Raw genomic sequence first — 13,782 nt, 5'->3', positions numbered from 1 at the left:
CGCGCCTTTTGTTACGCCGGTCAGCGGGTAGACGTGCTGCCTCGTCGTCGCGGGGTGCGGTGCGCTTCGAGGACGTCGGCGTTGGCCAGCGTCTGTGCCTGAGCAGCCAATGTCGATGCCTTATTGGCATACGCGATGGCATCGGCGCCGTTCCCCGTTTCCGTTCTGCGCGCCGCTGCCAAGTGGCGTTTCGCCTCGTCGAGCCGCGCCTGGGCCTCGGAGCCGATGTTGGAGTGATATCTGGCGACGTAGTCGGAGATTTGACGCACTCTTGCGTCCGCGGTGGACAACGCCTGCTGCGCCGAATGATCACCACCGCCAATGTCCAGCTGGTCACCACTCCGCGCGGAGCGACGGCGGCGGCGTGCGCGCACGAGCACCAACAGCAGAAGGAGCGCGACGACAAGTACGACCACGATGACACCGATCGCGATCAGCGGCCAGAGCGGCTTCGACGGGCTCGCCGGCTTTGCAGAGCTCGTCGACTTGTCCAACCCGTCCGCCGCGGCGACCGCGGCACCGCTCCAGTCTTTGGCGCCCAGTACCGGCTCAATCTGGGTGGTACGCAGTTTGTTCGACTCCGCGGCCGAGAGCATCTGCGGCGGCACGTTGAACGTGTACGACTTGGTGTTGGGAGCCACGGCCAGCAGCGCGTCGCGGTCGCCCATCCCGCTGGCACTGCGTGTTCGGTCGGCCCAGTTGTCGGGTTTGAACCTGGCGAAGTTGTCGACGTAGACCACCCACAGTTGAATGCGCCGGTCGCGGCTAAGCCGGTCGATGGCGGCACTGACCGCTGCCCGGTCGGAAGCCGTCAATACCCCGGCGCTGTCGGTGATGTGATCGGTGAGCTTGGACGGCGGCTGCGCGCTCGCGGGGCTCGCCCATAACAGCGCCGCCGCAAGCATTGACAGGACCGCGCCGGACAGGCGAAAAACCCGCATAGGGGTAATCTAGCCGCCAATCTGAGGCGGCGTGGGGGTAGCTCGAACCCCACGCCGACGGATCGAGCATTCCTGGCTGGTAGCCCGGTGACCAGCGGAATCCGCGCACATCTTCCACCTGGGACCACCCGCGTGCGCACTGGACACCCTGTGGTTAAGCGCGTAACCTCTGTCGCGCGACCACAGCATTTCCCGCGAGTGAAGGGCCATCAGGAACATTGAGTAACACCATTGCGGTCTTCAACCCGTCGAACGAGGAGCAGATCGCGGAGGTCCCCGATTCCGACCAAGCGGCGGTCGACGCGGCGGTGGCCCGGGCGCGCGAGACCTTCGAGTCGGGCGTGTGGCGTAAGGCGCCGGCTTCGCACCGCGCGAACGTCCTGTTCCGGGCTGCGCGCATCATCGAGGAACGTACTGAGGAACTCGCCGCGCTCGAAGCCCAAGACAACGGCATGAACACGACCGCCGCGCGTCACATCATCCCGGTGTCGGTGGACATGCTGAAGTACTACGCCGGCTGGGTCGGCAAGATTCACGGCGAGTCGGCCAATCTGGTCTCCGATGGTCTGCTCGGCACCTGGGAGACCTACCACACCTTCACCCAGCTCGAGCCCGTCGGCGTCGTCGGCCTCATCATCCCTTGGAATGGACCGTTTTTCGTCGCGATGCTCAAGGTCGCGCCCGCGCTCGCGGCGGGGTGCAGTGCGGTTCTCAAACCTGCTGAGGAGACGCCGCTCACCGCGCTGAAGTTGGAAGAGATCTTCCGCGAGGCCGGTCTGCCCGATGGCGTCCTGAACGTCATCACCGGCTACGGCGAGACCACCGGCGCCGCGCTCACCGCGCATCCGGACGTCGACAAGATCTCGTTCACCGGGTCGACGGAGGTCGGACGGCTGATCGTGAAGGCGGCCGCGGGCAACCTCAAGCGACTGACGCTCGAGCTCGGCGGCAAGTCACCCTTGATCATGTTCGACGACGCCAACCTCGACAAGGCGATCATGGGGGCCGGTATGGGCCTGCTCGCCGGCTCGGGCCAGAACTGCTCCTGCACCTCGCGTATGTATGTCCAGCGCGGCATCTACGACAAGGTGGTCGAGGGCCTCGCAGGATTCGCGCAGATGCTGCCGATGGGCGGCAGCGATGACCCCGATTCGGTTCTGGGACCGTTGATCAGCGATAAGCAGCGCAAACGCGTGGAAGGCATCGTCAATGACGGCGTCGCCGGCGGCGCGCAGGTGATCACCGGCGGCAAGCCGATGGACCGCAAAGGCTATTTCTACGAGGCGACGATCATCACCAACACCACGCCGGACATGCGCCTCATCAAGGAGGAGATCTTCGGACCGGTCGGCTGTGTGATCCCGTTCGACGACGAGGACGAGGTGATCGCCGCCGCGAACGACACGCACTACGGGCTCGCCGGCTCGATCTGGACGGAGAACCTGTCTCGCGCCCACCGCGTCGTGAATGAGCTTCGCGCGGGCCAGATTTGGGTGAACTCCTCGCTGGCGGCGGACCCGTCGATGCCGATCAGTGGTCACAAGCAGTCGGGCTGGGGCGGCGAGCGCGGCCGCAAGGGTATCGAGGCCTACTTCAATACCAAAGCGGTCTATATCGGCCTCTGATCGGCAAGCAGCGCCGCGAGGCCCACAAGCACGATTTCAGTTGTCCCCCAGGACGATTGACCGCCTTACCACCGGGTTGCCCGACGATGGGCGGCTCGCCGGGGAGGCCGCGCACGCAGGTCACCGCTGGGTGACGGTCATCGCATCGAAATGCCTGACACCGGCACCGACCGCCGAACGAGGGATACGCTGGGTGTCGGGTCAAGGTTCGCTGTAAGCCATCTGGGAGGAGCGGTGGAAACCGTACTCGGTGTGTCGATGACACCCACGGCGGTCCATATGGTCGTGGTCGAAGGGGAAAACGCCGACGGCGCCACGGTCGACACGGACAGGTTCGAAGTTCCTCCTTCTCGGGATCGGTCAACTCAGACGGCGCCACATCAGGTTGTCTCGGCGATCTTGGGGACGCGCGAAGCGGCGGCTGACAGCGGTTTGCAGCTGGCTTCGATCGGCGTGACGTGGACCGATGCCACCGAGGCCGCCGCCCTGCAAGAGTTGCTGGCCGGTCAGCGGCTCGAGAAAGTCATGCTCGTCTCGGCGTTTCTGGCCGCGGCCGCCTTGACCCAGACGGTGGGCAGTACGACCGGGTACGCGCACACCGCGTTGTTGTATGTGGAGCCAGCCACCGCGACCATCGCTGTGGTCGACAGTGCCGACGGTTCAGTCGCCGGTGTGCGCCGCCAGGAGCTCCCGGACGACGAATACGAGGCGCTGACCACGTTAACCGCGATGGCCGCCGAGGCAGCAACGATGGAACAGCGCCCAGACGGTTTGTTCGTCGTCGGCAGCGACGGCGTTGACATCGCCGCAATCCGGACGCAGTTACAGGCAGCCAGTTCCCTTGTGTTGAGCACACCGGAGGAGCCGGAGCTGGCCCTGGCCAGGGGCGCGGCGCTGGCATCGGCACACCCGCCGTTGTTCTCGTCCTCGACAGCAGCGATCGCTTACGCGCAGGATCCCGCGACAGCTGCGGCGGTTCCGCATGCGGTGGCCCTCGGAAATGCGGACGGTGTCGCCACAGTGGAACGCGGCGCGCCCGCGTTGGCCTATAGCGCCGACCCCGCCGGGGCTGACGACCCCACCGGCGCGTATCCCGCGTTTCTCGGCGACGACGACACGTCGGCCGGCGTGGGCGCCACGCCCGGTGAGCAGCGAACCACTCGGCCGTTTTTGGTGGCATTGAGCGTGTTGGCGTTGTTTGTCGGCGGGGTCTTGGCCCTGGTGATCGCGCTGGCGATCGCGATTCGCCCGCATTCCGACACCAGACCACAAATCGGCGCACACGCCGTCGCCCCTGCTGCGCCCGCACCGCCCCCGCCTGCCAACGCCCCAACGCAGGCACCGGTCCGCGTTGCACCGGCGCCTGCCGCACCAGCGCCTGCTGCCCCGCCCCCGGCACTCCCGGCGCCCCCTCCGGGGTTGCCCTTGCCTCCGCCGCGTCTTCCCGGGCCGGCTGGACCTCCGCCCGGGCCGCCGATCCCCCCAGTACGTCCGCCAATCCCCGCCGGTCCGCCGGCCGTGCCCATTCCGCACATTCCGCTGCCCGGCATCCCTCATCTCTAACGCGTCGTCACCCAAGCTCGTAGTGCAGAACCGAAATGATCGCGCCGAGGAAAATCCTGGGCTACGCCTGCGCGCGCTGGCATCGTTGCGGCTTGTGCGGGTGTGGCTGAGTGGCTAGGCAGCGGCCTGCAAAGCCGTATACACGGGTTCAAATCCCGTCACTCGCTCCAAGTTTCGAAAAGGGTTGAGCGCCAAGTGGTATCAGGGTAGGGCGTGCGGAGTCACGAGGAACTTCTCTCCGGTCGCCCGCTTGACGTAGGACTTGAACGCGTCGGGTTTGAGCATGCCGGCAAGCGAGACCTCCTGGGTGTAACTACTTGCGAATGTCGTGGTGAGCTCGGAGGCGACGCGGGCCCGCAGCCGGCCGAGGGTCTCGACGCCCGCGTGCTGAAGGAAGTACGTGAGCAACCAGCCACCCACGCCCCACGCCATGCCGAAGTTCCGGTTGAGGACGGTCGGACCGGTGTCGAGTGACCCGTAGATGTACACCTGCTTGTGGGTGCTCGACCCGTACCGCGAGTACTCAGCGGCGGTCGAGTTGGCCGCCTCCTCCATGCCGTTCAGAATCTGACCGGCCAGCGTTCCACCACCCGTGGCATCGAACGCGAGCGTCGCGGATGTCGCTTTGAGAGCCTCAACGAGGTCGGCCGCGAACGACGACGCTGACGAGTTCAGGACATAAGTTGCGCCGAGCGACCTCAGCAGCTCCTCTTGTTCGGGCTTGCGGACAACATTGACCAGCGGTATCCCGTCTTGTTGGCAGAGCTTGACCAGCATCTGGCCGAGGTTGGACGCCGCAGCGGTATGGACAAGGCCCGAATGTCCTTCGCGGCGCATGGTTTCGGTCATTCCGAGGGCGGTCATTGGATTGACGAAGGACGACGCGCCGTCCTTCGCCGTCGACCCTTCGGGCAGAACCAGACACGCGGACGAATCGATCGCTCGATACTGCGAATACATCGCGCCGCCCGCGATCGCCACCGTCTTTCCGATCAGTGCTTGGGCTGCTTCGGAGGAGCCCGCGGCCACCACGGTGCCGGCGCCCTCATTTCCAACCGGAAGCGACTTGTCGAGTCGCGCCGACAACGCTTGCAGGCTCGCCTCGCCGACGGTGGCGGTGACGACAGGACGCTCCGGCGTTCCCGCGACCGTCGCCTTCGTCATGTCCGCACTGGCAATGAGCAGCCCCAGATCCGAGGGATTGATTGGCGAGGCTTCCACGCGCACCAAAACCTCGTTGGGGGCTGGGGTGGGGACGGGAACATCGTGCAGCGAGAGTTCGAGCGTGCCATCCGAGGTCACCAACGATCGCAGCTCCAGGGCTGTGCCAGGCGGGTCCGTGGTCATGGAGGTGCCTCGTTCCTGTTGTGGGTTTGCCTTCGTAGCCTGTCAACGCGAAAGGCCGCTATAGATCTTCCGTGACGGCGTCGAGGTAGAACCATCGATTGGCGCGGCGCTCGAAGCGACTGCGCTCATGGAGTCTGCCCGCGCGGCCCCCGGACTCGAAGCTGGCCGTGAATTCCACTTCTCCGGCATCGTCGTCTGGCCCACCCGCCAGCGTGTCGATCACCCGTAAGCCCGTCCAGGCGATGGTTGGATCGGCGGCTACTTCCGTTGGACGCGTGCGCGGGTGCCACGTGCGAAACAGATAGTCGGAGTCACCGCAGGCGAAAGCCGAGTACCGCGATCGCATTAATTCCTCTGCCGTCCGGGCCTGTGACTCGCCCTCGTGAAACGGCCCACAACACGCGCGATAGCTCGTGTCGCTTCCGCACGGGCACGGCGGCCCAGGGAGGTCATTCACATCAAAAGCTTGACAGACCGTTAGGGCGACTCCCCGGGGGGCACTGCGCCGGCGGCGTCCTGCAGCACCTGCTGCAACTTGTCGAGCGGATCACCGCCCGCGGGATCGAGCCGACGTGGGTTATTTTCCCCGCCGGCCGTGACGGTGTCCAGCGGTGGTGGCGGCGGGGGTGGCGCCGCCGGCGGCGGTGGTGGGGGCGGCGGTGGCGCTGCCGGTGGCGTGGCGGTCAGAGCAGTCCTCTTGGCCGCCAACCGGTTTGCGGCATCGTCGCGGATGAAGTGCCGCTGGCGGTCTGGGTCGGTGTTCCCGAGGAAGCACCCGCGCGGCGCGGCTTCGACGACGGCCAACGCGCTCGCATAGCGTTCGTCGGCGCGTGCATGGTCCCCTGCCGCCGCGGCCCGGTCGCCCTGGGTCTCGCGCACCAATTCGAGATTGACTCGCGCCGGACAGGAACCGGAGGTGTCGCTGCGGGACAACGCGTCGCTGAAGTGGGCGTCGGCATCTTCTAGCCGGCCATCGAGCACGGCGGCTATGCCCGCGGCGAACGGCGCCCGCGCCGGTTCCACGACGTTGACGACCCCGAGGATCGCCGCATCGGTCCGCACCGCGCTTCCGTCGCCGCTGGCAAAGGCGTGTCCTGCCGAGTTGCCAACCAACACAACTGAAAACAGCTTGATCGCGACCAGGAGGGCGATGGCGACGACGGGTGCAGAGTAGAGAAGGAGCCGTCGTCGCAACCGCAGGCGCGACGGTCGGGGCGTCATGACGCCAAGTCCCGTCGTGCGATGCGGCCGCGGCGGAACTCGCGGACCGACAGGTAGATTTCCGCGAGCAGCAAGCCGGCGGCGAGCAGCGCAGGTAGCCAATACAGTTCGGCCCGTTCGGAGCGGTCTGCTCGGCTATGCGGTGTGTCGGGCAGGTTCGGTTGGAGCGGTTGTCCGGGCTCGCGGTGCAGGTACGGCACGTCGAGTTGTGCTGCTATTCTGTGCAATTCGGCTTCATCGATCGTCTGTCCGTAGCCCAGCACCGCGCCACCTGCGACCGACCCCCGCATGAGGTTGAAGTCGCCCTGCGGCACGCGCGATCCGGGCGCACCGGAGCCGAAGTAGAGCACCACGTTCCGCGAACCCGGGTATTGCTGCGTCGCCTCGATCAACTGGTATCGCAGCACGTTGTCCGCCGCTCCCGCGTCGGCGTCAGGAGTGGCCCTCTGGGAGCCGAGCGCCGCGATGGTCGGGCGCAGACTCCAGACATCTTCGGATAGTGGCCAGTCCAGCGAAGCTTTCGAGGCGAACCCGACGAGTGCGTACCGTGCGGCCGGATACTGCCTGAGCAACGCCGCGATGTCGTCGCGCATGCCCGCGATCCGAGGTTGGCCATTGCCGTAGTCCTCGACGCCCGAGTCGGCGGACTGATCGACGACGAGAAACACGTTGAGATTCGCGCCGGCGGCCGTTTTGCCCTCGCGGTTTTGGTCGTCGACAAGTGCCGGGCGGGTGGTCGCGACGATGAGCAGCAGGACCGCGAGAGTCACGCCGGTCCATCGCAACCCGGCCCGTTTACGGCGTCCGGCCGAGAGCAAGGCCTGGCGCAGCGTCACCAGGCGCGCCAGCAATAGCGCACCGGCAACGACGGCCAGGATCGGCCAGGGCAGCACGGGCTGAAATGTCATCGGCGCAACACCAACAGGGCCACCGACAGCACGGCAGCCGACAACACGGCGATCACCAGCGGTACTACCGGCGCATCGCGGAGGTCGGCTGTCACGATGGTGCCGTCGGCGCGGCGCGCCGGCGGGGTGTGACCGCGAATCTCGTTGAGTATCGCGGTCACTGACTTTGTGGCCGGCACGGCGTACCGGCCACCGGTCTGCTCGGTGAGCGCGACCAACGCACCGCTCGTGGGTGAGGGGGCAGTGTCAATCACATCGACTTGGGCCTCGGCGCGCTCGGCCAGGGCCCGGACACTGTCATCGGTGAACAAAGCGGCGCGCTGCTCTCCGGCCGGGCGAAGATCCGACGGACCGAGATAGATGACCGAGCGTCGGCCAGTGCCCCGCTGCTCGGCGGAGGGGAATCCCGAGAGGCACAGCGCGACAACGTCGTTCACGCTTGCGGCGTAGTCGGAATAGGACACGGGCGCGGCGAACGATGCCGGCTGCGCCTGGCGGTCGCCGGTATAGTCGCCGAACCGCCCGGCTGCGTATTGGTGATCGCGCGTGAGCGGCACCAGGCGGCGGTTGGCCGATGTCAGTCCGATGCGTTGTGCCCGAGGGGACGTAATGGCTTGTCGCGCGAAGTAGTCGAGCAGCTCCGTCGTCGCCGCGTCGGTCACCGGCCGCCCAACGCACAGCATGATGTCCTCGGGGTGAGCAGCGTCGAAATCCTTGCTCATGACGTTGGGCCGGGCGGCAGCCCAGGTCGCGGCACCGAACATGACCGTCAGCACCATCAACATCACAACGGTTGCCAGCGACCGCAGCCGCGCCACCTTCGCGTACTCGGCCAACCGGGTCAGCCGCGCGACGTTGGCCAATGGTCGCAGCCGCCGCCGAGCGGCGGTCATCGGAAGCAACGCCGCCAGCACGACGACTGCGACCAAACAGGCCACTCCAATGGCAGCTACCGGCCACCACTTCAAGTCCACGAGCGGATCAGCTCCTGCGCCCGCGCACTCATGTCGGCGACCTCGATGCGAGACTCGGCGTTGAACTGCGCGTCACCGAGCCGTGTGAGCAGCGGCGCGGCCGGGGCCAGGCCCCCATCCGCCATCGCACCGATCTGCAGGTACTGGGCACGCGCGCCGGTCGCTTGATGCAGAAAGCTGCGCACACTCCGGCTGATTGCTGCGCACGCCGCGGGGGTCGACATCCGCCCGGCGTCGTGCTCGCGGGCGATGCGCTGCACGCTGCGGGCGAATCGATCGCGGATCAGCCAGGCGTGCATTCGCCGTACGAACGGGATGCGCCGCAACCGGCGTGACGGCAGTGTCCACACGAAAACGACTGCATACCAACCGATCACGGCAAGTATCAGTAAGACGGCCAACCACAGCCACCAGGACGAGTACGGCTGCGGACCGAACACATAGCGCAGCAAGTCATCCCGCACGGGCGGCCACCTCGGTCAGGCGAACGAGTTCACGCCGAATGTCCCCGCTGCCGGCGATCGTCGCGTGCGCGATGGCGTGAGCGGTCAAGAACGCATCGAGGCGGTCGCGGCGTTTCCGCTCGGCGCGGCGGTACGCGGTGACGACCCGCGCACCGAGGTCGGCCCCGTTCAGGACGAAACGACCTGTGGCGACGTCGTACCCGTCGGTGTTGTCGGGGCCCACCGCAGGCATGTCCGACACCATCGCCCACATGATGTCGTGGCGCCCTGTCAGCCTGCCGAGAACCGCGCCCAGCCGGTCGTCCACCTCGGGCTCGTCGGACACCACGATGATGAGCATGGTATGCCGGTAATGCGTTGCGACGTAATCGAGTTGGGCGGTGATGTCGCTGCGGCCGGGGCCGGCCGTGGTGTGCTGGTACCAGCGGTGCAGCAGGCCCTCGATGTGCGACTCGCCGCGCCGTTGCGGAATGTTCACACAACCGCGCCGGTCGCCGTAGACCATGCCGATCTGATCGGATCGCCGTAATCCGATCAATCCCACCGCACCCATGACGTGCGCGGCGATGTCGCGTTTGCACTCTCCGCTGGGGGCGAGCGCCGACATGTTGCGGCCGGCGTCGGCGACAAGCAGGATCTTGTGATGCTTTTCGGACACGAACCGTTTGATGAGCACGCCGCCCGATCGTGCGGAAGCCTTCCAGTCGATGTCCCGCACATCGTCGCCGGGAACGTATGGGCGAAGATCGTCGAATTCCATACTGCGCGTATGCAATAGCGCGTATCGACCGCCTTCGAGCAGGCCGCGGGTATCGGTGCCGAAGTGCGCCTTCGCCCGGTTTAGGTGCTTACCCACGATTGGCCTTCTGGCACCTCAAGGGACCCGGACAGCCCGCAATGCGGCGTCGACCACGACTTCGGAGGTGATGTCGGCGCTGGCCGCTTCGAAGCCGAGGATGAGCCGGTGCCGCAGCACCCGGTGCGCAAGCTTCGCGATGTCTTCGGGCAGCACGTGCGCCCGCCCGGCCAGCACCGCCTGCGCCCGGGCCGCCTTGCAGAACGCGATGGTCGCACGTGGGCTGGCGCCGTACTCGACGAGGCGCGCGATCTGCTTGGGCAAAGCCCGTGCGGGATCGCGCGTGACGTCAACCAGTTGGCTGGCGTAGAGCATCAGCGCACGGTCCATGTGGACATGACGCACCACCTCCTGGACGCGCACCACGTCCTCGAGGCTGACCACCGGCGCGGTCGGCCGTCCCTTGTCGTAGATGCCGGCGTCGATCCGCGCCATGACTTCTACCTCCTCCTGCGGGGAGGGGTAGCGCACGATTTCCTTGAGTAGGAAACGATCGGTCTGTGCCTCGGAGAGCGGATAGGTGCCCTCCTGGTCGACGGGGTTCTGGGTGGCGATGACCAGAAAAGGATCTGCAAGTGGGTGGACCTGTCCGGCGATGGTTGTCTGCCGCTCCTCCATCGCCTCGAGCATTGCGCTCTGCGTCTTCGCGCTCGATCGATTGATCTCGTCGAGCAGCACGATGTTGGCGTGCACCGGACCTAGTTGGGTGACGAAAGAGTTGGTCGCCGAGTCGTAGATCTGGGTGCCGATGATGTCGCTGGGCAGCAGGTCGGGCGTGCACTGAATGCGCTGAAAGCGGCCCTGAATCGACTCGGCGAGCACCTTCGCGGCAGTGGTCTTGGCCAGGCCCGGGACGCTTTCGAGCAGGATGTGGCCGCCCGCGAGCAGGCCGATCAGAAGCGACTCGCGCAGCTCGCGCTGCCCGACGATCTTGGCAGCGAATGCCTGGGAGATGGCGGCGACGGTCTCCCGGACGCTATCAATTTCGCGCTGATCCGGTTGTGTTCGTGCTGTAGACATACGCCCGCTGGGATACCCAAGTGCCGTAGAACGACACTCCGGGCTGTGTCCGCCTACGGTTTGTTCCCGTGCCGCTTGGCTTTGGCTTCAGCCTCCAGCCGCAGCCGGATTGCGCGCGCCCGCGCCTCGGCGGCCACCGCTTGGGCTTCGGCGGCTTGGGCTCCCGCCCAAATCTCGGCGGCCCGAGCTCGGGTTTCGGCGGCTTCCGCGCGCGCCCGCCCCTCGGCGGCCACCGCTTCGGCGTCGGCGGCTTCCGCGCGCGCCCGCTCGCGTGCCCGCGCCTCGGCGGCCAGCGCCTGGGTCTCGGCGGCTTCCGCGCGCGCCCGCGCCTCGGCGGCCACCGCTTCGGCTTCGGCTAATTTTGCCCGTTCCCGCGCTTCGGCGGCCTGGGCCTGAGTTTCGGCAGCTTCAGCCCGCTTCCGCGCTGCGGCGGCCAGCGCTTCGGCTTCCGCCGCCTCCGCCCGCTTCCGCGCCTCGACGGCCCGAGCTTCGGCTTCGGCGGCCTCCGCGCGGGCCCGCTCTCGCACCCGCGCCTCGGCGGCCAGCGCCTCAATCTCTTCGGCCTCTGCCTGCGCCCGCGCCTCGGCGGCCAACGCTTCCGGTTCGGCGGCTTTGGCCTGCTTGCGCGCTTCGGCGGCCAGCGCCAGAGCTTCGGCGGCTTTGGCCTGCTTGCGAGCTTCGGCGGCCAGCGCTTCGGCTTCGGCGGCCTCTGCGCGCTTGCGCGCCTCGGCGGCCAGCGCTTCGGCCGCCGCGGCTTCGGCGTGCGCCCGCTCTCGCACCCGCGCCTCAGCGGCCAGCGCTAGCGCTTCGGCGGCCTCTGCCTGCGCCCGCGCCTCGGCGGCTACCGCTTCGGGTTCGGCGGCCAGCGCTTCGGCAGCGGCGGCCTCTTCCTGCGCGCGCGCCTCGGCGGCCAGCGCTTCGGCTTCCGCGGCCAGCGCTTCGGCTTCCGCGGCCAAGGCTTCGGCCGCGGCCGCGTCTGCCCGCGCCCGCGCCTCGGCGGCCACCGCCTCGGCTTCGGCGGCCAGCGCTTGGGCCGCCGCGGCTTCTGCCTGGGCCACCGCCTCGGCTTCGGCGGCCAGCGCCTCGGCCGCCGCGGCTTGTGCCTGCGCGTCAGCCTCGGCTTCGGCGGCCAACGCCTCGGCAGCGGCGACCTGCGCCTGCGCGTCAGCCTCGGCTTCGTCGGCGAACGCCTCGGCCGCCGCGGCTTCTTTCTGCGCCCGCGCCACTTCTTTCTGCGCCCGCGCCTCGGCTTTTAATTCCCGTCGCGACGGTTTTGGCTTGGTGTGGGTCGTGGGCTGGCTGGGGCGCGGCTGAAGGTTCCGCTTCGGAGGGCCGGTCGTGAGCCGCGCCTTTTGCTCAACCGCCCTGTATGGCCCGGCCAGGAAATCGAAGAGAACCAAGGCCACGCCTGCCAGCAGTACCAGCGGCAGGGCCAAGGACGGGCACGTGACCATCCCCCAGATGCCGGCGACCGCCAGCGGCACCGCCAGCAACACCGCGGCACCCGGATACCGGGTGCCTAGTTGGAGGATCGTCGCGGGCACCGCGGATGACCGTGCGACCAATGGAAGCCGATCCGGCCGACTACCGACGACTTTCTGCGATCCCACGATCCCTCTCCCTCACGGAGACGCTGGCACATAAACAGTACTGTGCGCGCGGTCGCGGCGGAATCTTAATTCTTGGTGTTTCCGTACAATGTCGCCGCAAGACCGGCGTCGCGCCGGGCGGCCCTGCGCTGGCTTGCCTCGATGGCGGGCTCGATTGGGCGCCCGTATAACTCATCCGCCACGCCAGTCTCAGGTGACACTCCAGTCATAGGTGGACTCGTGGCCTCGTGCGCCGACCGCGCAATTCCATCGTGAAGTCCGCGCCCAGCCTCTACGCTGCCGATTAATCATGCCGCGTCATCCGGCGAGGAGGCTGAGCGCATGAAATTGCTGTCCGCCGCGGCGTCACTCCTGTCGGCAGGTCTTCTCGGCATGTTCGGCTTGCGCCCACGGCCATGCGATGCACCGAGATTCCGCAGATGACCCCAGAACTGACGCACACCAACGGGTTCGACTGGGACCGATTGGTAAAGATGCCCTCGGCGAGCGACGAGTGGCATACGGGGCACCAAGTTCTCAACTTCTACCCGATGGACAAGGACTATCGAGAGTCACCGACGGCTCGGGCAATGGTGACGGAATACTTTGCAGATGCAAAGCCTTTGGACACCGACGCGGCTGTGCTGAAGTTCGGTTCTGACGCGGTTACGCTGCGCGGCGCGTACTTGGAGATGGGGGTGTGCACTGGAAGAACCATCAATTTCATTGCCGCGCTCAATCCAGAGCAACGTATCTGGGGATTCGATTCCTTCGACGGGCTTCCGGAAGAATGGGCTCGCACGGATCTGACCGTCCCTCAGGGTACTTTCCGGGTCAACACCGAAGGGTGGACGCCGCCGGTTCTGCACAATGTGAGCCTGGTGAAAGGCATGTTTCACGACACACTTCCGCGGTTCAAATCAGAATTCCTGAAATCGACGCCCATCGCATTCTTACATGTGGATTGCGATATATATGCGTCCGCAAAGGAAATCTTCGACCAGCTTGTCGACAACATCGTGTCGGGCACGGTCATAGTTTTCGATGAATTCTATAACTATCCCGAAGCCGCGGAACACGAATTCAAGGCATTCCAGGAGTTCCTGGAAGCGACCGGGAAAAAGCCTGTCTACCTTGCGTACAACCAATTCTTTGAACAAGCGGTTGTGCAGATAATCTAAGGAACCGGCAGAGCCGTCGGCGACCGGCCGTCGATGCCTCAAGCGCTGAGTAGCGCCCGCGCGACTCAAGGGCCGCGGTTCGCTGTCGGCAAA

The 13,782-nt window shown here is 66.7% G+C and carries 13 protein-coding genes and 1 tRNA gene; 4 read left to right on the top strand and 10 right to left on the bottom strand.

The window, feature by feature from the left end:
* Positions 1–20: 20 nt before the first annotated feature.
* The gene (locus AC5Y4H_RS08405) at positions 21–941 is read right to left on the bottom strand and encodes a TPM domain-containing protein (protein WP_499980256.1); all 921 of its coding nucleotides are present in this window, start codon (positions 939–941) and stop codon (positions 21–23) included.
* Positions 942–1,159: 218 nt separating this feature from the next.
* On the opposite strand from AC5Y4H_RS08405, the gene AC5Y4H_RS08400 reads away from it, so the two are divergent.
* The 3 genes from AC5Y4H_RS08400 (at position 1,160) to AC5Y4H_RS08390 (ending at position 4,299) form a co-directional block, all read left to right on the top strand.
* Positions 1,160–2,566 carry an aldehyde dehydrogenase family protein gene (locus tag AC5Y4H_RS08400; RefSeq protein WP_499980253.1) on the top strand — a complete coding sequence of 469 codons (1,407 nt, stop codon included), beginning with the start codon at positions 1,160–1,162 and terminating at the stop codon, positions 2,564–2,566.
* 234 nt (positions 2,567–2,800) lie between these two features.
* Positions 2,801–4,129: a DUF7159 family protein gene (locus AC5Y4H_RS08395; RefSeq protein WP_499980249.1), complete on the top strand. Its 1,329-nt coding sequence runs from the start codon at positions 2,801–2,803 to the stop codon at positions 4,127–4,129.
* A 96-nt stretch (positions 4,130–4,225) separates the two neighbouring features.
* Positions 4,226–4,299, top strand: a tRNA-Cys gene (locus tag AC5Y4H_RS08390).
* 31 nt (positions 4,300–4,330) lie between these two features.
* On the opposite strand, the gene AC5Y4H_RS08385 is transcribed toward AC5Y4H_RS08390, so the two are convergent.
* Genes AC5Y4H_RS08385 through AC5Y4H_RS08345 form a run of 9 tightly spaced genes read right to left on the bottom strand, consistent with a single transcriptional unit; the run spans position 4,331 to position 12,463 of the window.
* On the bottom strand, positions 4,331–5,476 hold the full coding sequence (locus tag AC5Y4H_RS08385) for a zinc-binding dehydrogenase (RefSeq protein WP_499980247.1): 1,146 nt from the start codon (positions 5,474–5,476) through the stop codon (positions 4,331–4,333).
* Positions 5,477–5,534: 58 nt separating this feature from the next.
* Positions 5,535–5,933, bottom strand: coding sequence for a YchJ family protein (locus AC5Y4H_RS08380; protein ID WP_499980246.1), 399 nt, complete (start codon positions 5,931–5,933; stop codon positions 5,535–5,537).
* Between the two features lie 20 nt (positions 5,934–5,953).
* Entirely contained in the window at positions 5,954–6,697 is a 744-nt protein-coding gene (locus AC5Y4H_RS08375; RefSeq protein ID WP_499980243.1) for a hypothetical protein, read from the bottom strand.
* Positions 6,694–7,605, bottom strand: a complete 912-nt coding sequence (locus AC5Y4H_RS08370) for a vWA domain-containing protein (RefSeq protein ID WP_499980241.1) — start codon at positions 7,603–7,605, stop codon at positions 6,694–6,696. Before AC5Y4H_RS08370 ends, AC5Y4H_RS08375 begins: the two co-directional genes overlap by 4 nt.
* Positions 7,602–8,543 carry a hypothetical protein gene (locus AC5Y4H_RS08365; RefSeq protein ID WP_499980315.1) on the bottom strand — a complete coding sequence of 314 codons (942 nt, stop codon included), beginning with the start codon at positions 8,541–8,543 and terminating at the stop codon, positions 7,602–7,604. The genes AC5Y4H_RS08370 and AC5Y4H_RS08365 overlap by 4 nt, the downstream gene beginning before the upstream one ends.
* A gap of 26 nt (positions 8,544–8,569) precedes the next feature.
* Entirely contained in the window at positions 8,570–9,043 is a 474-nt protein-coding gene (locus AC5Y4H_RS08360) for a hypothetical protein (protein ID WP_499980238.1), read from the bottom strand.
* Complete coding sequence (locus tag AC5Y4H_RS08355; protein WP_499980236.1) at positions 9,033–9,899, bottom strand: DUF58 domain-containing protein; 867 nt, start codon at positions 9,897–9,899, stop codon at positions 9,033–9,035. Before AC5Y4H_RS08355 ends, AC5Y4H_RS08360 begins: the two co-directional genes overlap by 11 nt.
* An 18-nt stretch (positions 9,900–9,917) precedes the next feature.
* Positions 9,918–10,919, bottom strand: coding sequence for an AAA family ATPase (locus AC5Y4H_RS08350; protein ID WP_499980234.1), 1,002 nt, complete (start codon positions 10,917–10,919; stop codon positions 9,918–9,920).
* A 53-nt stretch (positions 10,920–10,972) separates the two neighbouring features.
* Positions 10,973–12,463 carry a hypothetical protein gene (locus AC5Y4H_RS08345; RefSeq protein ID WP_499980231.1) on the bottom strand — a complete coding sequence of 497 codons (1,491 nt, stop codon included), beginning with the start codon at positions 12,461–12,463 and terminating at the stop codon, positions 10,973–10,975.
* Between the two features lie 485 nt (positions 12,464–12,948).
* Here AC5Y4H_RS08345 and AC5Y4H_RS08340 point away from each other — a divergent pair, with 485 nt between their 5' ends.
* Complete coding sequence (locus tag AC5Y4H_RS08340) at positions 12,949–13,689, top strand: TylF/MycF/NovP-related O-methyltransferase (protein WP_499980229.1); 741 nt, start codon at positions 12,949–12,951, stop codon at positions 13,687–13,689.
* The last annotated feature ends 93 nt before the right edge of the window (positions 13,690–13,782 follow it).

The sequence above is a fragment of the Mycobacterium sp. NGS58 genome (assembly GCF_059812385.1).
Note: the sequence above shows the minus strand (reverse complement) of the source record. Positions and strands in the feature narration are given on the sequence as shown.

Bases quoted from the DNA above. Each gene is read 5' to 3' on its own strand.
- AC5Y4H_RS08405 (WP_499980256.1), bottom strand. From the start codon at position 941: ATGCGGGTTTTTCGCCTGTCCGGCGCGGTCCTGTCAATGCTTGCGGCG.
- AC5Y4H_RS08385 (WP_499980247.1), bottom strand. From the start codon at position 5,476: ATGACCACGGACCCGCCTGGCACAGCCCTGGAGCTGCGATCGTTGGTG.
- AC5Y4H_RS08375 (WP_499980243.1), bottom strand. From the start codon at position 6,697: ATGACGCCCCGACCGTCGCGCCTGCGGTTGCGACGACGGCTCCTTCTC.
- AC5Y4H_RS08370 (WP_499980241.1), bottom strand. From the start codon at position 7,605: ATGACATTTCAGCCCGTGCTGCCCTGGCCGATCCTGGCCGTCGTTGCC.
- AC5Y4H_RS08350 (WP_499980234.1), bottom strand. From the start codon at position 10,919: ATGTCTACAGCACGAACACAACCGGATCAGCGCGAAATTGATAGCGTC.
- AC5Y4H_RS08340 (WP_499980229.1), top strand. From the start codon at position 12,949: ATGACCCCAGAACTGACGCACACCAACGGGTTCGACTGGGACCGATTG.